The sequence below is a fragment of the Methylobacterium sp. Leaf94 genome (assembly GCF_001426045.1).
GTDB lineage: Bacteria > Pseudomonadota > Alphaproteobacteria > Rhizobiales > Beijerinckiaceae > Methylobacterium.
The window spans coordinates 28,675-50,428 of record NZ_LMRM01000001.1; the positions used below are offsets into that span (position 1 = coordinate 28,675).

General features: G+C 71.0%; 20 protein-coding genes. 8 read left to right on the forward strand and 12 right to left on the reverse strand.

The features are described 5' to 3' along the window. Position 1: 1 nt before the first annotated feature. From rpsP to ASG63_RS00145, 3 genes are all read right to left on the reverse strand, one after another. Positions 2–364 carry a 30S ribosomal protein S16 gene (gene rpsP, locus ASG63_RS00135; protein ID WP_055957770.1) on the reverse strand — a complete coding sequence of 121 codons (363 nt, stop codon included), beginning with the start codon at positions 362–364 and terminating at the stop codon, positions 2–4. Between the two features lie 104 nt (positions 365–468). Then, positions 469–2,031 (reverse strand): signal recognition particle protein, encoded by a 1,563-nt coding sequence (gene ffh, locus ASG63_RS00140; protein ID WP_056210878.1) that lies wholly within the window; start codon positions 2,029–2,031, stop codon positions 469–471. A 38-nt stretch (positions 2,032–2,069) separates the two neighbouring features. Then, a complete protein-coding gene (locus ASG63_RS00145) occupies positions 2,070–2,294 on the reverse strand; it encodes a hypothetical protein (RefSeq protein ID WP_056210880.1) in 225 nt (74 codons plus the stop codon). Between the two features lie 253 nt (positions 2,295–2,547). Here ASG63_RS00145 and ASG63_RS26735 point away from each other — a divergent pair, with 253 nt between their 5' ends. Next, positions 2,548–2,670 carry a hypothetical protein gene (locus tag ASG63_RS26735; RefSeq protein ID WP_274534705.1) on the forward strand — a complete coding sequence of 41 codons (123 nt, stop codon included), beginning with the start codon at positions 2,548–2,550 and terminating at the stop codon, positions 2,668–2,670. A 14-nt stretch (positions 2,671–2,684) separates the two neighbouring features. Here the strand turns inward: ASG63_RS26735 and ASG63_RS00150 are convergent, their stop codons facing one another. From ASG63_RS00150 to ASG63_RS00185, 8 genes are all read right to left on the reverse strand, one after another. Next, positions 2,685–3,767 (reverse strand): class I SAM-dependent methyltransferase, encoded by a 1,083-nt coding sequence (locus tag ASG63_RS00150; protein WP_056210882.1) that lies wholly within the window; start codon positions 3,765–3,767, stop codon positions 2,685–2,687. Beyond that, positions 3,764–4,660: a prolipoprotein diacylglyceryl transferase gene (lgt, locus tag ASG63_RS00155; protein WP_056211418.1), complete on the reverse strand. Its 897-nt coding sequence runs from the start codon at positions 4,658–4,660 to the stop codon at positions 3,764–3,766. The genes ASG63_RS00150 and lgt overlap by 4 nt, the downstream gene beginning before the upstream one ends. Positions 4,661–4,805: 145 nt before the next feature. After that, a complete protein-coding gene (locus tag ASG63_RS00160) occupies positions 4,806–6,956 on the reverse strand; it encodes a methyl-accepting chemotaxis protein (RefSeq protein WP_056210885.1) in 2,151 nt (716 codons plus the stop codon). Between the two features lie 220 nt (positions 6,957–7,176). After that, positions 7,177–8,769 (reverse strand): threonine ammonia-lyase, biosynthetic, encoded by a 1,593-nt coding sequence (ilvA, locus tag ASG63_RS00165; RefSeq protein ID WP_082559120.1) that lies wholly within the window; start codon positions 8,767–8,769, stop codon positions 7,177–7,179. A gap of 104 nt (positions 8,770–8,873) precedes the next feature. After that, the gene (locus tag ASG63_RS00170; RefSeq protein WP_443189760.1) at positions 8,874–9,932 is read right to left on the reverse strand and encodes an asparaginase; all 1,059 of its coding nucleotides are present in this window, start codon (positions 9,930–9,932) and stop codon (positions 8,874–8,876) included. 145 nt (positions 9,933–10,077) lie between these two features. Further along, complete coding sequence (locus ASG63_RS00175; protein ID WP_056211420.1) at positions 10,078–10,434, reverse strand: diacylglycerol kinase; 357 nt, start codon at positions 10,432–10,434, stop codon at positions 10,078–10,080. Between the two features lie 14 nt (positions 10,435–10,448). Beyond that, complete coding sequence (locus tag ASG63_RS00180) at positions 10,449–11,498, reverse strand: AbrB family transcriptional regulator (RefSeq protein WP_056210889.1); 1,050 nt, start codon at positions 11,496–11,498, stop codon at positions 10,449–10,451. 48 nt (positions 11,499–11,546) lie between these two features. Beyond that, positions 11,547–12,521 carry a LysR substrate-binding domain-containing protein gene (locus tag ASG63_RS00185; protein WP_056210890.1) on the reverse strand — a complete coding sequence of 325 codons (975 nt, stop codon included), beginning with the start codon at positions 12,519–12,521 and terminating at the stop codon, positions 11,547–11,549. A gap of 150 nt (positions 12,522–12,671) precedes the next feature. On the opposite strand from ASG63_RS00185, the gene ASG63_RS00190 reads away from it, so the two are divergent. Both ASG63_RS00190 and ASG63_RS00195 read left to right on the forward strand, forming a co-directional pair. Then, entirely contained in the window at positions 12,672–14,261 is a 1,590-nt protein-coding gene (locus ASG63_RS00190) for a catalase (protein WP_056210892.1), read from the forward strand. 441 nt (positions 14,262–14,702) lie between these two features. Continuing rightward, on the forward strand, positions 14,703–16,655 hold the full coding sequence (locus ASG63_RS00195) for a putative bifunctional diguanylate cyclase/phosphodiesterase (protein ID WP_156394031.1): 1,953 nt from the start codon (positions 14,703–14,705) through the stop codon (positions 16,653–16,655). 100 nt (positions 16,656–16,755) lie between these two features. Here the strand turns inward: ASG63_RS00195 and rplS are convergent, their stop codons facing one another. Then, positions 16,756–17,211, reverse strand: a complete 456-nt coding sequence (gene rplS / locus ASG63_RS00200; protein WP_056210896.1) for a 50S ribosomal protein L19 — start codon at positions 17,209–17,211, stop codon at positions 16,756–16,758. Positions 17,212–17,481: 270 nt separating this feature from the next. Here rplS and ASG63_RS00205 point away from each other — a divergent pair, with 270 nt between their 5' ends. From ASG63_RS00205 to miaB, 5 genes are all read left to right on the forward strand, one after another. Further along, a complete protein-coding gene (locus ASG63_RS00205) occupies positions 17,482–18,048 on the forward strand; it encodes a NifU family protein (protein WP_056210898.1) in 567 nt (188 codons plus the stop codon). A 159-nt stretch (positions 18,049–18,207) separates the two neighbouring features. Continuing rightward, the gene (gene tsaB, locus ASG63_RS00210; protein ID WP_056210900.1) at positions 18,208–18,885 is read left to right on the forward strand and encodes a tRNA (adenosine(37)-N6)-threonylcarbamoyltransferase complex dimerization subunit type 1 TsaB; all 678 of its coding nucleotides are present in this window, start codon (positions 18,208–18,210) and stop codon (positions 18,883–18,885) included. Further along, entirely contained in the window at positions 18,882–19,403 is a 522-nt protein-coding gene (locus ASG63_RS00215) for a GNAT family N-acetyltransferase (RefSeq protein ID WP_056210902.1), read from the forward strand. The genes tsaB and ASG63_RS00215 overlap by 4 nt, the downstream gene beginning before the upstream one ends. Positions 19,404–19,430: 27 nt before the next feature. Then, entirely contained in the window at positions 19,431–20,363 is a 933-nt protein-coding gene (locus ASG63_RS00220) for a lysophospholipid acyltransferase family protein (RefSeq protein ID WP_082487698.1), read from the forward strand. Continuing rightward, positions 20,360–21,700, forward strand: a complete 1,341-nt coding sequence (miaB, locus tag ASG63_RS00225) for a tRNA (N6-isopentenyl adenosine(37)-C2)-methylthiotransferase MiaB (RefSeq protein WP_056210904.1) — start codon at positions 20,360–20,362, stop codon at positions 21,698–21,700. The genes ASG63_RS00220 and miaB overlap by 4 nt, the downstream gene beginning before the upstream one ends. Positions 21,701–21,754: the final 54 nt, after the last annotated feature.

Here is a 21,754-nt window from a genome sequence, read left to right on the forward strand (position 1 = left end):
CTCAGGCCGCGGCGTCTTCGGCCGGGGCGGCGGCCTTCTCGGCACGCTTGGCGGCGCGCTCCTTGGCCTTCTCGCCCGGCTCGGCCTTCTGCGGGTTGTTGCGCGCGGGGCGCTTGGCGAGGCCGGCGGCGTCGAGGAAGCGCAGGACGCGGTCGGTGGGCTGGGCGCCCTTGGCGAGCCAGGCCTGGATCTTGTCGGCCTCGAGCACGATGCGGGCCGGATCGTCCTTGGCCTTCATCGGGTCGTAGACGCCGACCTTGTCGATGAAGCGGCCGTCGCGGGGGGCGCGGGCGTCGGCGACGACGATGCGATAGTACGGGCGCTTCTTGGCGCCGCCACGGGTGAGACGGATCTTGAGGGACATGGTTCTACTCCAAAGGTCGGTGTGTCGTGTGAGGGCGAGGCGCGCGTAGCGAATGGCGAGTCCGTGGGCGCGAACCCGACTCGCTATGCGCTACGCCCCCGTCGCTACTTCTTCTTCCCGAAGGGGAATCCGCCGAGACCCGGCAGGCCGCCGGGGCCCTTGGGACCCCCGAGCCCGGGCAGGCCCGGCATCTTGCCCCCGAGGCCCGGAGGCATCGGGGGGAGCTTGCCGCCGAGCTGCTTCTGCATGTCGGCGATCATTTCCGGCGTCGGCTCCGGCATGCCGGGGGGCAGGCCGGGCATGCCGCCCGGCATCCCACCGCCCCCCATGCCGAACATCGAGCCGAGGGCCTGGCCGATGCCGCGCTTGCCCGAGCCCATCGCCTTCATCATGTCGGCCATGGTCCGGTGCATCTTGAGGAGCTTGTTCAGCTCCTCCACCTTCGTCCCCGAGCCCGCTGCGATGCGCTTCTTGCGGGAATTCTTGAGGATGTCGGGATTCTTCCGCTCCTGGGCGGTCATCGACGAGATGATGGCCCGCTGGCGCTTGAACATCTTCTCGTCGAGGTTGGCGTTCTCGACCTGCTTCTTCATCTGGCCCATGCCGGGAAGCATGCCCATCAGGCCGCCGATGCCGCCCATCTTCTCCATCTGGGCGAGCTGCATCGACAGGTCGTCGAGGTCGAACTTGCCCTTGCGCATCTTCTCCGCCGTGCGGAGCGCCTGCTCGTGGTCGATGGTCTCAGCCGCCTTCTCGACAAGGGAGACGATGTCGCCCATGCCGAGGATGCGGTTGGCGACGCGGGAGGGGTGGAACTCCTCCAGGGCGTCGACCTTCTCGCCGGTGCCGACGAGCTTGATCGGCTTGCCGGTGACGGCGCGCATCGACAGGGCCGCGCCGCCGCGGGAATCGCCGTCCATGCGGGTCAGCACGATGCCGGTGACGCCGAGACGCTCGTCGAAAGCGCGGGCGGTGTTGACCGCGTCCTGGCCGGTGAGGGCGTCGGCGACGAGAAGCACCTCGTGCGGGTTGGTGGCGGCCTTGACCTCGGCCGCCTCCGCCATCAGCGCCTCGTCGAGGGTGATGCGGCCGGCGGTGTCGAGCATGACCACGTCGAAGCCGCCGAGGCGGGCCGCGTCCATGGCGCGCCGGGCGATCTGAACCGCCGACTGGCCGGCGACGATCGGCAGGCTCTCGACCTCGACCTGCTTGGCCAGGATCGCGAGCTGCTCCATGGCGGCCGGGCGGCGGGTGTCGAGGGAGGCCAGCAGCACCCGGCGCTTGTCGCGGGCGACCAGCCGGCGGGCGATCTTGGCGGTGGTGGTGGTCTTGCCCGAGCCCTGCAGGCCGACCATCAGGATGGCGACGGGGGCCGGGGCGTTGAGATCGATGATGCCGGCTTCCGAGCCCAGCATCGCCACGAGTTCGTCGTTGACGATCTTGACGACCATCTGGCCGGGGGTGACCGACTTGAGGACGACGGCGCCGACGGCCTTCTCGCGCACCTTCTCGGTGAAGCCACGCACCACCTCGAGGGCGACGTCGGCCTCCAGCAGGGCGCGCCGGACCTCGCGCAGGGCGGCGGTGACGTCGGCCTCGGTGAGGGCGCCGCGGCGCGTGAGGCCGGAGAGGATTCCGGAGAGGCGATCGGACAGGCCTTCGAACATGCGTCAGGCTCCCTGGACCGGCATCGTCGTCGAACCGGTCACTGGTTGACGCCCGCGCTCTCGGCCCGGCGCGCCTGGAGCGCGTCCTCGAAGCCGCGGATCGCCTGGGCGAACTTGTCCCGGCAGCCCGGGTCGCAGAAGCCCACCACCGCGCCGTTGTAGAGGGTGAGCGAATCGGCCGCGATCGGCTTGCCCGACCACGGGCAGGTGTCGTTCACCGCATCCTCGATGCGCAGGGTCGTGTTCGCTGCAGCGTTGGGCATCGGGACTCGCGACGACGGTGTGGCCGGGGCCGACGCCCTGTCCCCAACGCGAAACCCGCCCGAGGGCGCATCGCGCTGTCGGGCGTTGACCTCCGGCCTCGCAGGGCCGGTCGGCGTTCGTGGTGACGATCAGACCGTCGAATGAATAGGGAGGCGGTTAGTCCGACGGCGGGCCTGAGTCAAGTTTTGCGGTTGATGGGCACGGCCTGCACGGGCATCCTGCCGCTCCGACACGCGGCGCGAGTTCGTCGGCATGGGGAGTCCCGCCATCGAGGGTTCGGCCATGGACGCCCACACCCTGACCCTGCTGCTGTTCCCACTCGGCGCCCTGGCGCTGGGCCTCGGGACCCTGTGGTTCGCCCGCCGCGCCCACTGAGCCGACCTGTCCGATCATCGCCCCGCCGGCGGAAGCCCCGGCAGCGCCGCGAGCGTCGCATCCGAGAACGCCATCGCCTTGAACAGGCTGCCCATGCCGCGCCGGGACGGATCGGTCAGGCGGGTCGCCGCCGCCGTGATGGCCTCGCGCTGCGCCTCGCTCGCGGTCCGGCCCAGCCCCTCGGCGCGCTCGCGCAGGCCCAGCGCCAGAAGGAAGTCGCGCTGGTCCACGGGGCCGTGCAGGATCGCCCCTTCGCCGGTGGCGGCCCGGCCGAGGGCGCTGAAATCCACGTGGGTGGTGAGGTCGGCCTCGCCGGGGGCGGCCAGCGGCGGAACGAAGGCGTGGCCGCGCACGGCCTGGAGCGAATCGCCGAAGCCCGGCCGGACATGGCCGTAATCCACGAGGAGGACGGCGCCCCGGTGGGCGACCACGCGGCGAGCGAGGCCGCGCACGGCGTCCAGGGCGGCGCTCGGCAGGGTCATCAGGACGCCGGTGGGGCCGCTCGCGGCGATGCGCGTGTCGGGCTCCGCCGCCAGGCCGAAGGCGAGGGCGCTGCCGTCCGGCGAGAGGCCGACGAGGCGCTCGAACCAGCCGCGTTCGGCCCGCTGGAACTGGCGGACGGGGAGGGCGTCGAAGAACTCGTTGGCGACCACGAGGGTCGGGCCGTGCGGCAGGGTGTCGAGGGATTCGTGCCAGGTCGGGGCCGCCCCCGACATGCGGGATTCCTGCTCGCCCCGGAGCACCGGGCTCGTCTCCACGAGGTGCAGGGCCGGGCGCAGGGCCGGCGCGGCGCGGGACAGCGCCCGCAGGGCGTCCTGCATCAGGGTGCCGCGACCGGGGCCGAGCTCCACCAGGGCGAGGTCGGGGGGAGCGCCCATCGCCTCCCAGGTCGCCGCGATCCAGATCCCGATCAGCTCGCCGAACATCTGGCTGATCTCGGGGGCGGTGACGAAATCGCCCCGCGCCCCGAGGGGGTCGCGGGTGCGGTAGTAGCCATGCACCGGATGTCCGAGGCAGAGGGTCATGTAGCGGTCGAGTCCGATCGGACCCGAGGCCAGGATCTCGTCGCGGATCGCGGCGAAGAGCGGGCTCGTCACGCCGGATCGACCTTCGCGGGCGACGCCGCCCCGTCCTCGATCGCCACGCGCGGGCGGGTGGTGCCGCGCAGGGCCAGGACGATGGCGGCGAGGCCGACGAGCGCCATCGGCACGCAGAGCACCATGCCCATGGTGATGCCGCCGGTGGACCAGGTCTCGGTGCCGAACAGGTAGCCGAGCTGGCGGTCGGGCTCGCGGAAGAACTCGCAGAACGTGCGCGCGACGGCGTAGCCGAGGACGAAGATGCCGCCCATGAGGCCGGGCCTGCGGAAGCCGCGGGCCCGCACCGCGATCATCATCACCACGAACAGGAGAGCGCCCTCGGTGGCCGCCTCGTAGAGCTGGCTCGGGTGCCGGGGAAGGGGGCCGCCGGTGGGAAACACGATGGCGTAGGGAAAGTCCGGGGCGATGCGGCCCCAGAGCTCGCCGTTCACGAAGTTGGCGATCCGCCCGAAGAACAGCCCGATCGGCACCACGACGGCGGCGAGGTCGAGGAGGGTGAGGGCCTGAAGCTTCCGGGAGCGGGCGAACAGTACCATGGCCAGCACGGCGCCGAGGAAGCCGCCGTGGAACGACATGCCGCCGTTGCGGATGGCCAGGATCTCGATGGGGTCGGCGATGTAGAGCGGCAGGTTGTAGAACAGTACGTAGCCGATGCGGCCGCCCAGCACGACGCCCAGCGCCACCCAGACGATGAGGTCGTCGATGTCGTTCAGGCTCGGGCGCCGCACCACGCCCCAGTAGCGGTCCGCCGCCACCAGCCGGCGGGCATAGTACCAGCCGCCCAGCAGGCCGACGATGTAGGCGAGGGCGTACCACTTGATGGTGATCGGCCCGATCGCCACCGCCACCGGATCGATGGCGGGGAAGGGCAGGGCGAAGAGCGGCGGCATCGAGGCGGTGTCCCGGTTGAACCGCGGCATTGGGCCCGAGCCCGCCCGGGGGTCAACCCCGCCACGGACATGGCCGGCCCCGCCGCCCGCCCTGTAACCAAGCCTCCCCGATCACCTCCCGGCGGTCCACCGCCGGCCGCCGCGATCAGGCGGCCCGGACGGTGGCGAGGAAGCTCGCCACTTCCGTGCGCAGCTGCTCGGACTGCCGCGAGAGGTCCGCGGAGGCCCGCTGCACCTGGTCCGCCGTCGCGCCGGCCTCAGCGGCCGAGCGGGCCACCGCCTCGATGTCCTGGCTCATGGCACCGGTGCCCGAGGAGGCCTGGCCCATGTTGCGCACGATCTCCTGGGTCGTCACGCCCTGCTCCTCCACCGCAGCGGCGATGCTGCTGGTGACGAAGCTCATGCCCTCGATCCGCGTGACGATGCTGCGGATCGCCCCGGTGGCGCCGGTGGTGGCCGAGCGGATGGCATCGACCTGCTCGGCGATCTCCGTGGTGGCGCGGCTGGTCTGCTCGGCGAGGTTCTTCACCTCCGCGGCGACGACCGCGAAGCCGCGGCCCGCCTCGCCGGCCCGCGCCGCCTCGATGGTGGCGTTCAGGGCCAGCAGGTTGGTCTGGCTGGCGATCTGCGAGACGAGGCCGACCACGTCGCCGATCCGGGTCGCGGCCTCGGACAGGGTCTGCATGGTGGCGGCGGTGCGGCCGGCCTCGTCCACGGCCTGGGCCGACATGGTCGCGGCCTGTTCGACCTGGCGGCCGATCTCGCCGACCGTGGCGCCGAGCTCCTCGGCCGCCACCGCCACGGCGTTGACGTTGCCCGCGGTCTCCTGCGCGGTGGCCGCCACGGAAGTCGAGCGCCGTGCCGTGCCGGCCACCGCCTCGGTCATGCCGGTGGCGGCGCCCTGCAGGTCGCCGGAGGCCTGCGAAACCGTGCCGACGATGCCGCCCACGGAGCGCTCGAAGCGGTCCGCGAGGTCGCGGAGCAGGGTCCGCCGCTCGGTCTCCTCCCGCAGGCGCGCCGCCTCGGTGGTCTTCAGCTGCTGCGCGGCCTCCTCCAGGGAGATGTCGCGGATGGTGACGACGGCCCGGGCGATGTCGCCGATCTCGTCGGCACGCCGGCTGCCCGGCACCTCGGCCAGGGATTCGCGCCGGGCCAGCGCCTGCAGGGCCCGGGTCAGCGCGCCGAGGGGACCCACGATGGTGCGGGCGAAGAGGAGGCCGAGGATCGCCGTGGCGGCGAGGACGGCGAGGGCCGTGACCGCCAGGGCCCGGGTGAGGGTGCCCACCGCCGTGAGGGTCTCGTCCTCGGCCTGCTCGGCCAGGATCGTCCAGGGGGCGCCGAGCACCGAGACCTTGGCGGTCGCCACCATCCGACGGTCGCTCCCGTTGGCGTAGGTAAAGGGGTGCTCGCTGGCGAGCTCCGCTTTGTCGAGGCCGAGGTCGGTCGCGGGCTTGCCGGCCGTGACGGCCGGGGACAGGGGCGGGTTGGACCGCAGGGCGCCGTCGGCGCCCACCGCCAGGATCTGGCCGGTCTCGCCGAGGCCGGCGCGGTCCGAGAGGGTGCGATCGAACAGGGCGGGAGTCAGGCGCAGGAGGACGAACCCGATGCGCGCGGCCTCCTGGCCGGTGCCCATGGCGACGTTGGCGCGGCGGGCGATGGCCCGGCCGATGAAGGCCGACGGGACGGCCTCCGCCGGATAGGCGGCGTAGTCCTCGTACAGCGTCGCGTCGGAATCGGCGCTCTTCAGGCGCGCCACCAGGCGGGCGAGGCCGGTCGAGGCCAGCGCGGGCTCGGACAGGGCCTGGCCGAAATCGGCGCCCTTGGTGGTGGTGTAGACGACGCGCCCGTCCTCCGACACGAAGACGAGATCGGCGTAGCCCGGGCGCTCGAGGAGCTTGCGGGCGACCTCCTGCACCTTGGCGTGGCGGCGCCCGTACATCGTGCCCGAAGCCTCCGCCCCGAGGCGCGCCTCGAGGTTCGCGCCACCCGTATAGGTCCGGACGAGCCCGGCGAAGTCGGGCTTGGCGGGGTCGAGAGCTTCGGCCAGATCACCGAAGTTGCCGCCGACCTGCGGATTGCCCGCCACCGTGACGAGGTCTCCGCCGATCCGTTCGGCGATCAGCTCGATCCCCGCCTTCCGGGCCGAGGCGGCGAACTGGAGGCGCTCCCGGGCCGCGTCGACCAGGCCGGAGCGGGCGCTGTACCAGCTCAGCCCGCCCATCACCGTGGCGCTGACGAGGGCCAGACCGACGGTAATCGCGGGCAGACGAAAGTTGAGGCTGGTCAAACGTGCCATGGGATACGCCCGAAGAGGAAGTGCGGACGTCGTTGCTACGGAGAAATGTTGAATTAAAACTTTCGTTCGGGACAATCTGGCAGCGTATCCAGAATTCCAGTCCGGGCGCGACAACCGCCCGGCGCTTGTCAAGTCTTGTGGCTGCGCGGACGAAGGGACGTGCGGGCGATCGACACCTCGTTCACCACTGCCCCTGATCCGGCGATGCCGCCAGCCTGCTTCAGGCCGCAACGCCGGCCATGCCCTGGCCGTCGTCCAGGAACATCCGGTAGGCCGGGTTGTCGGTCTCGTCGACGCACGGGTAGTGCAGGGCCTCGATCGCCGCATCGAAGCGGGCGCGCTCGGCCGGCGGTACGTCGATGCCGGCGAGGACCCGGCCGTAATCGGCGCCGTGGTTGCGGTAGTGGAACAGCGTGATGGCGAAGCCGTCGCCCAGGGCGTCGAGGAACTTCATCAGCGCCCCCGGCCGCTCGGGAAACTGGAAGCGGTAGAGCCGCTCGTCGACGAGGCCCGTGGCGCGTCCGCCTACCATGTAGCGGATGTGGACCTTGGCCATCTCGTTGTCGCTCATGTCGACGGTGCGGTAGCCGGCGGCCTTCAGCGAATCGATGAGGGCATGCTTCTCCCGCAGGCCGCCGGCGAGGTTGATGCCCACGAAGATCTGCGCGTCGGCGCCGGCGGCGTAGCGGTAGTTGAATTCGGTGATCGCCCGGGGGCCGAGGGTCTGGATGAAGGCGCGATAGGCGCCCGGCCGCTCGGGGATGGTGACGCCGAGCAGGACCTCGCGCTGCTCGCCGAGCTCGGCGCGCTCGGCGATGTGGCGCAGGCGGTCGAAGTTGAGGTTCGCCCCGCTGGAGATCGCCACCAGGGTGCCGGTGCCGCCCTCCTGCCGGGCGGCGTAGGCCTTGGCGCCGGCCAGGGCCAGGGCGCCGGAGGGCTCCGAGATGGCGCGGGTGTCGTCGAAGATGTCCTTCACCGCCGCGCACATGGCGTCGGTGTCGACGGTGATGACCTCGTCGAGGTACTCGCGGCAGAGCCGGAAGGTCTCGGCGCCGGCCTCGCGCACGGCGACGCCGTCCGCGAACAGGCCGACCGTGGGCAGCACCACGCGTTTCCCGGCGGCCAGCGCCGCGGCCATGCAGGCGGCATCGTCCGGCTCGACGCCGATGACCTTGGTTTCGGGCCGCAGGTATTTCACGAAGGTGGCGACGCCCGCCGCGAGGCCGCCGCCCCCGATGGGCACGAAGATCGCCTCGATCGGCCCGGAATGCTGGGTCAGGATCTCCATCCCGATGGTGCCCTGGCCGGCGATCACGTCGGGATCGTCGAAGGGATGCAGGAAGGTCAGGCCGTCGCGCGCCTCAAGCTCCCGGGCATGGCCCAGGGCCTCGTCGAAGGCATCGCCGAACAGGATGACCTCGGCCCCGCGCGCCCGGCAGGCGTCGACCTTGATCGCCGGGGTGGTGCGCGGCATCACGATCACGGCGCGGACATTCAGGCGGGCGGCCGCCAGGGCCACGCCCTGCGCATGGTTGCCGGCCGAGGCGCAGACGACGCCCTTGGCCAGCAGCTCGGGGGCCAGGCCCGACATCTTGTTGTAGGCGCCGCGCAGCTTGAACGAGAAGACCGGCTGCAGGTCCTCGCGCTTCAGGAGCACCGGGCGGGCGAGGCGCGCCGTCATGCGCGGCATCGGGTCCAGCGGGCTCTCGATGGCGACGTCGTAGACGCGGGCGGTGAGGATCTTGCGGATGTAGTCGGTCAAGGAGACACGGGCTCCGGCGGTGCTGCGGTGCGATGGGACGTGTCCCCGCACATAGGCGCTCGGCGCGCCAGAAGCGAGCGAGGCGCTGTCGCGGGGCGCCGGCCCGGTTCCCGCCCCGCAACGGCGGCGTGGCCGCCGTCGCGGGGCGGCAGGGGCTACCGGTCGAACAGGGCCTGCAGGGCCGCGCGGTCCTTGGTCTTCGGCAGCGCGATCAGGGTGAGGATGCGCGCCTTGTCCGGCGTCAGGTCGTCGGCGAAGACGGCGCCGGCCTTCAGCAGCGTGTTGCCGCCGCCCTTGAAGCCGTACACCGGCAGGGCGCGGCCGTCATAGACCTTGGTGGCCACGACGACCGGCACGCCCTTGGCGATGACCTCCGCGATCGCGTCGTGCATCTCGGCGTTCATGTTGCCCCAGCCATAGGCCTCGACCACGATGGCCTCGGCGCCGGTCTCGGCCGCATGACGCACCTGGCTGCCGTCGGCCCCCGCATACATCGCCACCAGATCGACCCGCGGCATGCGGTCGGGCAGGGGCAGGGTCTGCCGGCGCAGGGACTTGCGGCTGAACACGACTCGATCCTCGTCGACGTAGCCGAGGAAGCCCGCATCGCCGGAATTGAAGGTCTCGACGTTGCTCGTGTGGGTCTTGCGCACCTCGCGGGCGGCGTTGATGTGGTGGTTGAGCGTCACGGTCACGCCCATGCCGGTCGAACCGTCGGCGAGGATCTGCCGGGCGGCGTTGAGCAGGTTGCGCGACCCGTCCGAATCCCAGTCGGAGGCGTTGCGCTGGGCGCCCACCAGCACGATCGGCTTGTCGCTCTTCACGGTGAGGTCGAGGAAGTAGGCGGTCTGGTCGAGCGTGTCGGTGCCGTGCAGGACGATGGCGCCGCGGATCGTGGGATCGGCCAGGATCTCGTCGACCTTGCGGGCCAGGCCGGGCCAGCGGTCCGGTCCCATGTAGTCGCTGGGGACGTTGCTGAACTCCGTCACGGCGATCGCGGCGATGTCCTTGAGCTTCGGGACCGCCGCGACGAGGTCCTCGCCGGAGAGCGCCGGCACCGGCGCGTGGGTGGTGGGGTCGAGCTTCATCGCGATCGTGCCGCCGGTGGCGATGACCGCAATCTTCGGCAGGTCCGCCGCGCTCGCTGGAGGCATGAGAAGAAGTAGACCGCTGAGGCCGAACAGTGTTCGTCTCAGGATTGTGGCAACGGCCATGAACGCACCTCGGTTGACTCCGGTCGTTCCATCAGGGATCGACCGAGCGGTCAGCGTTGAAGGACCGTGCCGGTCCTGTCCAGATCGGACCGGCCCCCGCGGCTTTACGAAACCGGCGGATCTTCTCGGAGAAATTCCCCGGGCTTCAGGGCTGACCCGACAGCCGCTCGATCAGGGCCGCGATCCAGACCAGGGCCGCGATCCCCTGGGCGGAGAAGGTCCCGGCCGAGGCGAGATCCTTGACGATGCCGATCTTCGGGTGCTGGGCCGGGTGGAGGTGGTCGCAGAGCTTCTCCACCGCGGTGTTCAGGAACTCGGCGGCGAGCATCAGGAGCAGGCTCGCCACCAGGGCGACCCGGACCCAGAGGCCCGACCCGAGGAGGAGGGCCAGGGGAACCCCGAGGGCGAGGAGCACGAGTTCCAGGCGCACCGCCCGCTCGGTCCGGGCGCCGTGCACGAGGCCGCGCCAGGAATTCAGGAAGGCGAGGTAGAGGGCGTGCATGTCCGGGCGCTGTCTCAGGGCGCCGCCGGGGCGCCGCGGGCGATCCACTTCGCCACGATCGGCCCCGTCACCAGCACCACGAACAGCCGGAGGGTCTGCACCGCCAGCACGAAGGAGACGTCGACCTTCGAGCCGACCGCGATGATGGCCACCGAATCGAGTCCGCCCGGGCTGGTGGCGAGGTAGGCGGTGAGGAAGTCGACGGGCAGCAGAAAGGTCAGGCCGTAGGCCCAGCCGCCGCACAGGGCGATCACGCCGAGGGTGGCCACGACGATGCCCGGCATGGCGCTGAGTGTCTCGCGCAGGGTCTCGCGCCGGAAGCGCAGGCCGACATACCAGCCGATGGTGGCGTAGGCGAGGTCGAGGATCGGCATCGGCAGGGCCATGGAGACCAGGCCGGAGGCGTGCAGGGCGGCGCCGAGCAGCATCGGCCCGGTCAAGGCGAAGGCCGGAAGGTGCAGGAGCTTGGCGAGGCCGGCGCCGCAGGCGGCGACCGCCAGGGTCGCCAGGAGGGCGAGCGGGGCCACCGTGACGGGATCGGAGGCCGGGACCACGTCGGAGACGTTGGTGAGCAGGCGCGCCATGACGGAGGCCGAGAGCACCACGGCGACCACGCGCACGTACTGCATGAAGGCGACGAGGCGCGGATCGGCGCCGTATTCCTCCGACATCGCCACCATGGCGGCGGCGCCGCCGGGCGACGAGCCCCAGGCGGCGGTCGACCCCGGCAGGATGCGCAGGCGGGTCAGGGCCCAGCCGACCGCCCCGCCGACCAGGACGGTGACGAGCACCACCGCGAGGATGAGGAAGCCGTCATCCACCACGGTGCCGACGATCTCGCCCGTCACCGTGTGGGCGACGAGGCAGCCGATCATCGCCTGGGCGGCCTGGAAGCCGAACTTCGGCACCGACAGGTTCGCGCCCCCGACCCCGAAGGCGATTGCCGCCACCATCGGCCCGAGCAGGAGGGCCGCCGGGAAATGCGCATGATCGAGGCCGTAGGCCAGGAGGCCGGAGGCGCCGAGGAGGGGCGCCCAACGGCCGATGAAGCGCAGTGAGAGCACGGTGATGCCGGGAATGGGCCGGGCAGGGAACGCCCGTCGCGCCGGGCGCTACACCGGATCGCTGACGCTGTCACGGCGCCCGGCGCGCGGACGGGGCATGCCGTCGTCCCGGCAGGCCGTGGTGCCCGCCGGCGCGTGGGCCCGGAAGAACGCCGCCAGGTGCGCGAGGCCGTCGGCCCGCGGATCGCTGGTGCGCCAGGCCAGGGCGACGGTGCGCCCCGGCCCGTCCACGTCGAAGCTGCGCGTCACCGTGAGGCCGCTGGGATCGGGACCGGAGGGCACCGCCAGGGCCGGGAGCAGGGTGTAGCCCGCCCCTGCCGCCACCATCGAGCGCAGGGTCTCCAGGCTGGTGGCGTGGCGCCCGGCGGCCGAGCCGGCCCCGCAGGCCGCCACGGTCTGGTCGCGCAGGCAGTTGCCCTCGTCGAGGAGGAGCAGGTCGGGGCCGGCGATGTCGGTGGCGCGCAGGGCGCCGCCCCGGGCGAGGGGATGCTCGGCCGGGCAGGCGAGCTGGAACGGTTCGACGAAGAGGGGCGACACCGTGAGCCCGGACGCCGGCACCGGCAAGGAGATCAGGGCGGCGTCGATGCGCCCGTTGTGCAGCCCTTCGAGGATCTCGGCCGTGCGCGCCTCGCTCAGGGCGAGGGCGAGGAGCGGGAAGTCCTGGCGCAGGGTCCGCAGGATCAGGGGAAACAGGTAGGGCCCGAGGGTCTGGATCGCCGCCAGAACGAGGCGGCCGGTGAGCGGCGCGCCGCGCCCCTCGCTCGCCAGCACGAGGAGGCGCTGGGCCTCCGCCATGACGATGCGGGCCTGCCGCACGATGGTCTGCCCGGCCGGCGTCAGCATCACCCGGCGGTTGCCGCGCTCGAACAGGGCGAGGCCGAGGAGGTCCTCCAGCTTGCGGACCTGGACGCTGAGGGTCGGCTGGCTGACGTTGCAGCGCTCGGCAGCCCGGCCGAAATGCATCTCCTCCGCCACGGCGACGACGTATTCGAGATCCCGCAGGGACAGGCCGGCCATATTCATAGGCTGTGACTATCATCGCGTTCGCCACGATGCATTAGCCAAATCGCTCACGGCGGGCCATAAGGCTGTCTCAGAACCATTCCAGGTTTTCAGCCAAGGTCTGGATGCGGTCACCGCCGCGTCGATCTGTTCCGAACGAGAGAGCACCGCATGAGCGATCAGCGCCCGATTCTCACCACCCGCCAAGGCCACCCGGTTCGCGACAACCAGAGCACCCGGACGGTGGGCGAGCGCGGCCCGGCGACCCTCGAGAACTACCAGTTCATCGAGAAGATCACCCATTTCGACCGGGAGCGGATTCCGGAGCGCGTGGTCCACGCCCGCGGCGCCGGCGCCCACGGCTACTTCGAGGCGTATGGCAAGATCGGCAACGAGCCCGCCTCCAAGTACACCCGCGCCCGCGTCCTGAACGAGACCGGCGTGAAGACCCCGATGTTCGTGCGCTTCTCCACCGTCGCCGGCGCCAAGGAGTCACCCGAGACTGAGCGCGACCCGCGCGGCTTCGCGGTGAAGTTCAAGACCGTCGACGGCAACTGGGACCTGGTGGGCAACAACCTCAAGGTCTTCTTCATCCGCGACGCGATCAAGTTCCCCGACATGATCCACGCGTTCAAGCCGGACCCGGTGACCAACCGCCAGGAGGCGTGGCGCTTCTTCGACTTCGTGGCGCAGCACCCCGAAGCTATCCACATGGTGACGCACCTGAAGTCGCCCTGGGGCATCCCCGCCAACTATCGCGAGATGGAGGGCTCGGGCGTCAACACCTACAAGCTGGTCAACGACCAGGGCGAAGCGGTGCTGTGCAAGTTCCACTGGGAGCCCAAGCAGGGCATCCGCAACCTGACCTCGGCCCAGGCGTCCGAGATCCAGGCCAAGGATGTCGGCCACGCCACCCGTGACCTCTACGACAACATCAAGGCCGGCAACTTCCCCGAGTGGGAGTTCTGCGTGCAGATCATGCCCGACGGCCCGAACGACCACCTGTCGTTCGATCCCCTCGACGACACCAAGCTTTGGCCGGTGGAGGACTTCCCCCTGTTGCCGGTCGGCCGCATGGTGCTGGATCGCGTGCCGGACAACTTCTTCGCGGAAGTCGAGCAATCGGCCTTCGGCACGGGCGTCCTCGTGGACGGCATCGACTTCTCGGACGACAAGATGCTCCAGGGGCGCACGCTGTCCTACTCGGACACGCAGCGCTACCGCGTCGGCGCCAACTACCTGCAGCTGCCGATCAACGCCCCGCAGCCGGGCGTGAAGGTCTATTCGAACCAGCGCGACGGCCAGATGACCTACGGCGTCGACGGCACGGGTCCGAACCGCCACATCAACTACGAGCCTTCGACCCTGGCCGAGGGTCTGCGGGAGGCTCCCAAGCCAGCCAAGGACTACCACCAGCCGGTCCAGGGCAACCTCGGCCGCTACCAGACCTCGCGCACCGAGGACGACTACACCCAGGCCGGCGTGCGCTACCGCTCGTTCCAGGATTGGGAGCGCGACGACCTGATCGCCAACCTCGTCGGCGACATGAAGCAGTGCCCGGAGCCGATCCAGCTGCGGATGGTCTGGCACTTCCTCCATGCGGATGAGGATTACGGCCGCCGCGTCGCCGAGGGTGCGGGCATCGACCTGGATAAGGCCCGTGCCCTGCCGCCGCTGCCGGGCCGCGCGGCTCCGGGCCAGCGCCTCCAGGCCGAGACCTATACCGACGGCAGCCAGGCCCACAGCATCGCCGCCGAATAGACCGACCTCCCCATAACGAAGACTGATCGAGTCCCGCAGGGTCAAGCGACCCTGCGGGACTTTTTCGTTGGTCGGTCCCCGGTGCACGGCAGGTCCAGGGCGGATCGGAAGGAGCCCTCAACGGAGGGGTCGACGCGACGACATCCATCGGGACGCGAGGCGAATACATCGCGCGACGGTCGCGAACCTCGGGATTCGTCTTCTGGGAACGCTGAGCACTGACGCTTGTCGGGCAGTCTATTCGGCGGCTCTTATTGTGATGAGCGAATGTGTTTCCAGAACTGAGCACGATATGTTTACAGATCGGGTCGCTAAATGCCAGGCATGAGGAAGTTTCAGGCTATTGCGGCGCGGGACTAGAGATCGGCATTGATCGCGAACCAGAAAAACTCCGTCGAAACGATCATCGAGCGCGATCGGGCGCGCGCGGTTCTGCGGGGCATGCCCGCGACGCTGATCGCGAACGTTCTGGTCTCGGTGTCCCTCGGCGGAATGATGTGGGACCTCGTGCCGCGTGGGCTCATCCTCGCCTTCGTCGGCCTCAACGGTCTGCTCAATCTCGCCCGCGCTCTGATCGCCGCCCGATGGCTGAAGCGGGACCACGCCACCCGGCACCCGGGCCGGATCCTGGCCTTTGCGTGGATCGGGGCCCTGTTCTCGGGCCTGTGCTGGGCCGTGGCCCTGATCGGCCTCGCCTGGAACGGACAGACCCAGTCCGTCGCGATCGCCCTGGCCTTCTGGAGCCTGAACGTCGGGGTCATCCAAAGCAAGGTGTCCCGCGCGCCTGCCATCGCCTTCATGCTTCCGAGCCTCACGATCCTGACGGTCCTGTTCCTCGTCGAGGACGCGCCGAGCTCGCCGTTCATCGCCGCGAACCTGATCGTCCTCGCGGTGCTGATGATCCGCAACGCGACCGATCAGGAGATACATTACCTGCGGTCGAGCCGCCTGAAGCTGGAAGCCACGGAGTTGGCCGCATCGCTGAAAGCCGCCAACATCGCCGCGGAACAGGCCCTGCGCCGGGTGGAATACGCGGCGACCCACGATCACCTGACCGGCCTGCTCAACCGCGCCGCCTACCAGACAGCCTTCGAGGCGTGGTTGAGGGACGGGGCGGCGCATGGGATGGGATTCTCGGTTCTGCTGATCGATCTCGACCGCTTCAAGGTCATCAACGACACCTTCGGGCATGCCGTGGGCGACGAGGTCCTGGCGGAGGCGGGCGCGCGCCTGAGGCGGATTCTCGGAGAGGATGCCGTGGTGGCCCGCCTCGGCGGCGACGAGTTCGCAGCCCTGATCCCCAACCGGTCCGGGAAGGAGGACGGGCCGAGGCTGGCGGGGGAGATCGTGGCGCAGCTCGCCGTCCTCGTCACGGGATCCGGCCGCACCCTGCAGGCCGGGGCCAGCGTCGGCATCGCCCGGTATCCGGGTGACGCCCACACCCTTGCCGACCTGCAGTGCCAGGCCGATCTCGCCCTCTATGCCGCCAAGACGGCGGGACGCGGCACCTGGCGCCCCTTCCACGCGAGCATGGGCGCGCAGCTGAAGGCCCGCCACGTCATCGAGCGGGATCTCCCCGAGGCGCTGGAGAGCGGCGCGGTCCAGGCCTGGTTCCAGCCGCAGCTCGACTGCGAAACCGGGCGCGTCATGGGCGTCGAGGCGCTCCTGCGCTGGAAGCATCCGGCGCTGGGCTGGATCTCTCCCCCGGACGCGATCGCCGCCGCCGCCGCCACCCGTCGATCGCAGGCCCTGACCCGAACCATCCTGCGGCAGGCCTGCCGCATGGCGCAGGTTCTCGACGCGAACGGGCACGAGTCCGTCGTGGTCTCGGTCAACATCTCGCCCAACGAGTTCGGGGCCTATCCGATCGCCGACATGGTGGCGGCCGAACTGACCGGGCACGGCCTGTCCGCCGCCCGGATCGCCCTCGAGATCACCGAGGAGGCGGTCTACTCGAACGAGCGCGGTGGCAAGGACGTCGACGCCCTGATCGACATGGGGGTGGGCATCATCGTGGACGATTTCGGGGTGGCCTACTCGTCGGTCGGGTCGCTGCGCGACCTGCGCTTCGACGGCCTGAAGGTCGACCGGAGCTTTATCCAGGGAATCGTCGACAGTCCCCGGGACCGCGTGCTCCTGGAGGCCATCCTGGCCTTCGCCCGCACCCTCGGGGTGACGGTCCTGGCGGAGGGGGTGGAGACGAACGCGCAGTTCCAGCTGCTGCGCCAGCTCGGATGCCCGGCCGTACAGGGCTACCACTTCGCCCGGGCCATGCCGTCGACGCAGACCCTGGCCTGGATCACCGAGAACGATCTCACCGCGCGCATCGCCCGGCAGGGCTGGGCGGCCAGCGGTTGGACGATCGCGGCGCACCCCGCGGTCGCGCAGGCCTGATCGCCGAAACCGAAAAAAGGCCCGCTCGATCGCTCGAGCGGGCCTGATGGCGGGGGCGGGGGCGGGGGCGCGGTGCGCCGCCCGGGTCTCACCCCAAATCTTACTCGGCGGCGGTCTTCGCGGCGCTCTTGGCGGCCTTCTCGGCCTTGCGGGCGTCCTTGTTCGCCTTCGAGGCATCGGCCTTGGCGGCCTTCTCGGCGGGGCGGTCGGCGCGCTCGACGATGCGGGCGGACTTCCCGCGACGGTCGCGCAGGTAGTACAGCTTCGCGCGACGCACCTTGCCGCGACGGACGACGGCAATCGAATCGATCAGCGGCGAGTAGAGCGGAAACACGCGCTCGACGCCCTCGCCGTAGGAGATCTTGCGGACGGTGAAGCTCTCGTTGAGGCCGCCGCCGGAGCGGCCGATGCACACGCCCTCGTAGGCCTGCACGCGGGTGCGCTCGCCTTCCTTCACCTTGACGTTCACGGTCACCGTGTCGCCGGGTTGGAAATCGGGGATGGTCTTGCCGAGCGAAGCGATCTGCTCCTGCTCCAGCTGCTGGATGATGTTCATGGTCAAGTTCCTGCCGGTGCGCGCCCGAGGCCCCCGGATGGGACCGCGTGCGTCAGGATTTCGGCATCCTGTTTTGAGTTGAGGCGGGCCTTACACGAGGTGCGGCCCCTTGTCCAATGGCCGGTGAACGCCCCCCCCCGCGCGGGCGGCGTGGCGCGGACGCGGTTGAGAAAATCCCGCGCGCGGTCCACATGGAGGGTGCGGCGGGGACGTCCGCCGCCATTCCCGGCCGGCCTTGAACCGGCGCAGCGGACGAGGATCCTGTCCACCATGTTCATCCAGACCGAAGCCACTCCGAACCCCGCCACCCTGAAGTTCCTGCCCGGCCGGGTCGTCCTGCCCGAGGGCACCTTCGAGGCGCGCGATTCCGAGGCCGCAGCCCGCTCGCCCCTGGCGAGCCGGCTCTTCGACGTGCCCGGCGTCTCGGGCGTCTATCTCGGTCACGACTTCATCTCGGTCACCAAGGCCGAGGACGACAACCTCTGGCCGCAGGTGAAGCCGGCTGTTCTCGGCGCCATCATGGAGCACTTCCAGTCCGGCGCCCCGCCCCTGGCCGAGGGCCACGTCGCCGGCAGCGACGACGCCGAGGAGTTCTTCGACCCGGCCGACCTCGAGACCGTCGAGACGATCAAGGACCTGCTCGAGACCCGCGTGCGCCCCGCCGTGGCCAGCGATGGCGGTGACATCACCTTCCGGGGCTACAAGGAAGGCGTGGTCTACCTGGAGATGAAGGGCGCCTGCTCGGGCTGCCCGTCCTCCACCGCGACCCTGCGCAACGGCGTGCAGAACCTGTTCCGCCACTTCCTGCCGGAGATCCGCGAAGTCCAGTCGATCTGAGGCCCGACATTCCGGCCGGCCGACGCAAAGCCGCAACAGGTTCGCCCGAATTTCTCCACGATGGCCGCTCCGCCCTGACGGAGCGGCCGTTTTTGTCTTAAAGTCGTGGCCCCGGACGCCTTCGCGCGGTCCGGGGGTGTGGCACGATCGGGAGTGAGTTTGCGTATCCTCGCCATCGACACGGCGCTCGACGCCTGTTCCGTCTGCATCGCCTCGGATTCGACCGACGATCTCCTCGCGCACGAGTCGATGGTCCTCGGCCGCGGCCATGCGGAGGCGCTGCTGCCGATGATCGAGCGGGTCGTCGCGCGGGCCGAGGGCGGCTTCGAAGCCCTGGACCGCGTCGCCGTGACGGTCGGGCCGGGCAGCTACACGGGCCTGCGGGTGGGGCTCTCGGCCGCCCGGGCCGTGGGGCTGGCCACCGGCATCCCCGTGGTCGGCGTCACCACCCTGTCGGCCCTGCTGGCGCCCCTGCTCGCCCAGAACGGCGAGGGCCTGATCGTGGCCGCGATCGATGCCCGGCACGGATCGGTCTACCTTCAGGCGATGAGCATGACGGACGGGATCGTCGTGCCGCCGAGCCACCTCCCGGTGACCGAGGCGGCGGCGATGCTCGACGGCGTCGTCACCCTCGTCGGCTCCGGCGCGCCCCTGGTCGCCCAGGCGGCGAAGGCCCGGGGCCTCGACGTGGCGGTCGCCGGCACCGGCGCGGCCGAGATCGCCTGGGTCGCCTCGCTCGGCATGCTGGCGGACCCCGCCCAGGCGCTGGCGCGTCCCCTCTACCTCCGCGGTCCCGACGCCCAGCCGCAAGACCACGCGAGGCTCGCCCGCCGATGACCCGTTCGCTGACGCCGTTCTGGCCCTTCGAGATCTGGTCCGCCTGGTGGGAAGCCTGGGGCACGGCGCCCTACGTCACGCTGCTGCGGGATTCCGGCCAGGCGCGGGCCCTGGCGCGCATCCACGCCACCGCCTTCGCGCGGTCCTGGGACGCGCACGAGTTCGAGCGCATGCTGTGCGAGCGCTCGACCGAGGCGCATGCCCTGTGGAAGAACGGCGCGATCCAGGGCTTCGTCCTGTCGCGCCGGGCGGCCGACGAGGCCGAGATCCTCACCGTCGTGCTGGCGCCCGCCGCCCGCGGCGGCGGCCTCTCGCACAAGCTCGTCGCCGCCCATCTCGAGCACCTCGTCCAGTCCGGCGTCCGGACGGTCCACCTCGAGGTCGACGAGGGCAACGCGCCGGCCCTGAAGCTCTACGCGCGCCACGGCTTCCGGCAGGTGGGCGAGCGGACGGGGTACTACACCCGGGCCGACGGAACCCGCGCGACGGCCCTGACCATGACGGCGGTGCTGGCGTGACGCCACCCGGCGCGTGCTAGCCAGCCGATGTCCCGCCTCGGCGCGTATTGCCGCCTGGCGCTCTGCGCCGTGGTCTTCCTCGCAATCGTGGGGCCTCACCTCCTCAGCCTGCGCTTCGGACGCGGCCGGATCGCGGCCTGGATGCCGGTGCTGTTCCACCAGGTGTTCGTCACCCTGTTCGGCCTGCGGGTGACCCAGAGCGGCTCGCCGCCGGCGGCGGATGAACCGGCGCTCGTGCTGGCGAACCACGTCTCCTGGCTCGACATCATCGTCCTGGGCTCCCTGCGGCCGCTGTCCTTCGTGGCGAAGTCCGAGATCGCCGGCTGGCCCGTCATCGGCACCCTGGCGCGGCTGCAGCGCACGGTGTTCATCGACCGGGCGCGCCGGGCCGACACCGCCGCCGTCAACGCCACGGTGGCGCAGCGCCTCGGCCGCGGCGACCTCATCGTGCTCTTCGCGGAGGGCACCACCGGGGACGGCACCCGGCTGCTGCCGTTCCGCTCCTCGCTGGTCGGCGCCGCCCGCGCGGCGGTCGCCGGGGAGGGGCCAGCCCGCATCCGGCTCCAGCCGCTCGCCATCACCTATCCCCGCCGTAACGGCCTGCCGCTCGTCCGCCATCAGCGCCCGGAGGTGGCCTGGTACGGGGACATGGAGCTGGCGCCCCATCTCGCCGCCTTCTTCGACGGCGGCCCCATCGACGTCCACGTGGTCTGGGGCGCGCCGATCACCGTCGAGGCCGGCACGGATCGCAAGCGCGCCACCGCCCTGGCGGAGGCCTCGGTGCGCGCCGCACTCCAGCGCGGCGTCACCGGCCGGCCACCCCTGGGGCCGGTCTGGTCGGGTCCGCGGATACGCCCCGGCATCAAGGATGGCGCATCGCCGGGGCGAGGGATCGCGACGCCGCAGACGAACCGTGCTATGCGCGGCGCGGAAGTGCTGTCACCGGAATCGGACCGTTGAAGAAAGCCTACGTCAAATCCTACGGCTGCCAGATGAACGCCTACGACGCCGCCCGGATGGTGGACGTGCTGGGTGCCGAGGGCTATGCGGCGACCGACGCGGTGGAGGAGGCGGACGTCGTCATCCTGAACACCTGCCACATCCGCGAAAAGGCCGCTGACAAGGTCTATTCCGAGCTCGGCCGGCTGCGGGTGCTCAAGGGTGAGCGGGCCGAGGCCGGGCACGAGACCCGGATCGTCGTCGCCGGCTGCGTCGCCCAGGCGGAAGGGGCCGAGATCCTGGCCCGCGCCCCCACCGTCGACGTGGTGGTCGGCCCGCAGAACTATCACCGCCTGCCGGACCTGCTGGCGCGCTCGGCCACGAAGCGCGTGGTCGACACCGAGTTTCCGGTCGAGGACAAGTTCGACCACCTGCCGGCCCGCCGCACCCACGGGGTCACGGCCTTCCTCACCGTGCAGGAGGGCTGCGACAAGTTCTGCGCCTTCTGCGTCGTGCCCTATACCCGCGGCGCCGAGGTCTCGCGCTCCGTGGACGCGATCCTGGCCGAGGCCGAGAAGCTGGTGCGCGGCGGCGTCCGCGAGATCACCCTCATCGGTCAGAACGTGAACGCCTATCATGGCCTGGGCCAGGACGGCGGGAGCGCGACCCTGCCGGCGCTGATGCGCGCCCTGGAGCGCCTCCCGGGCCTCCTGCGCCTGCGCTACACCACCAGCCATCCCAACGACATGGACGACGACCTCATCGCCGCCCACGGCACCCTGCCGGCCCTGATGCCCTACCTGCACCTGCCGGTGCAGTCGGGCTCCGACCGGGTGCTCAAGGCGATGAATCGCAAGCATACCGGCGACGCCTATCGCCGAATCATCGAGCGCGTGCGCGCGGCCCGGCCCGACATCGCCCTGTCCTCCGACTTCATCGTCGGCTTCCCCGGTGAGACGGACGCCGAGTTCGAGGACACGATGCGGCTGGTGCGTGAGATCGGCTTCGCCAGCGCCTTCTCCTTCAAGTACAGCCCGCGCCCCGGTACCCCGGCGGCCGACAGCGCCGATGCCGTGCCGGAAGCCGTGAAGTCCGAGCGGCTCGCCGCGCTCCAGGCCCTCCTCGACGCGCAGCGCCACGCCTTCAACGCAGCCGCGGTGGGGCACGTGGTCGAGGTGCTGGTGGAGAAGGCCGGCCGCCATCCCGGCCAGGTCGCCGGCAAGACGCCCCATCTCTTGCCGGTCCAGTTCGACGCGCCGGCCTCCACCATTGGCACCGTCGTTCCGGTGCGGGTGATCCGCGCCGGCTCCAACAGCCTGTTCGGCGAGGCCCTCGGCGGAACGGCGGCGGCGGCTTGAGGGCGCGGTCCGGCCCGGTCGGTCGATACGCCGCGCCGATCCGCCCCTGTCCGG

Excerpts from the sequence above, each read along its gene's own strand:
- ASG63_RS00170 (WP_443189760.1), bottom strand. The coding sequence starts at position 9,932 with ATGGCCGTTGCCACAATCCTGAGACGAACACTGTTCGGCCTCAGCGGT.
- ASG63_RS26735 (WP_274534705.1), top strand. The coding sequence starts at position 2,548 with ATGGGGAGTCCCGCCATCGAGGGTTCGGCCATGGACGCCCACACCCTG.
- ASG63_RS00195 (WP_156394031.1), top strand. The coding sequence starts at position 14,703 with ATGCCCGCGACGCTGATCGCGAACGTTCTGGTCTCGGTGTCCCTCGGC.
- ASG63_RS00190 (WP_056210892.1), top strand. The coding sequence starts at position 12,672 with ATGAGCGATCAGCGCCCGATTCTCACCACCCGCCAAGGCCACCCGGTT.
- rpsP (WP_055957770.1), bottom strand. The coding sequence starts at position 364 with ATGTCCCTCAAGATCCGTCTCACCCGTGGCGGCGCCAAGAAGCGCCCG.
- ASG63_RS00160 (WP_056210885.1), bottom strand. The coding sequence starts at position 6,956 with ATGGCACGTTTGACCAGCCTCAACTTTCGTCTGCCCGCGATTACCGTC.
- ffh (WP_056210878.1), bottom strand. The coding sequence starts at position 2,031 with ATGTTCGAAGGCCTGTCCGATCGCCTCTCCGGAATCCTCTCCGGCCTC.
- lgt (WP_056211418.1), bottom strand. The coding sequence starts at position 4,660 with ATGCCGCCGCTCTTCGCCCTGCCCTTCCCCGCCATCGATCCGGTGGCG.
- ASG63_RS00175 (WP_056211420.1), bottom strand. The coding sequence starts at position 10,434 with ATGCACGCCCTCTACCTCGCCTTCCTGAATTCCTGGCGCGGCCTCGTG.
- rplS (WP_056210896.1), bottom strand. The coding sequence starts at position 17,211 with ATGAACATCATCCAGCAGCTGGAGCAGGAGCAGATCGCTTCGCTCGGC.
- ASG63_RS00220 (WP_082487698.1), top strand. The coding sequence starts at position 19,431 with ATGTCCCGCCTCGGCGCGTATTGCCGCCTGGCGCTCTGCGCCGTGGTC.
- ASG63_RS00205 (WP_056210898.1), top strand. The coding sequence starts at position 17,482 with ATGTTCATCCAGACCGAAGCCACTCCGAACCCCGCCACCCTGAAGTTC.
- ASG63_RS00215 (WP_056210902.1), top strand. The coding sequence starts at position 18,882 with ATGACCCGTTCGCTGACGCCGTTCTGGCCCTTCGAGATCTGGTCCGCC.
- ASG63_RS00185 (WP_056210890.1), bottom strand. The coding sequence starts at position 12,521 with ATGAATATGGCCGGCCTGTCCCTGCGGGATCTCGAATACGTCGTCGCC.
- ASG63_RS00145 (WP_056210880.1), bottom strand. The coding sequence starts at position 2,294 with ATGCCCAACGCTGCAGCGAACACGACCCTGCGCATCGAGGATGCGGTG.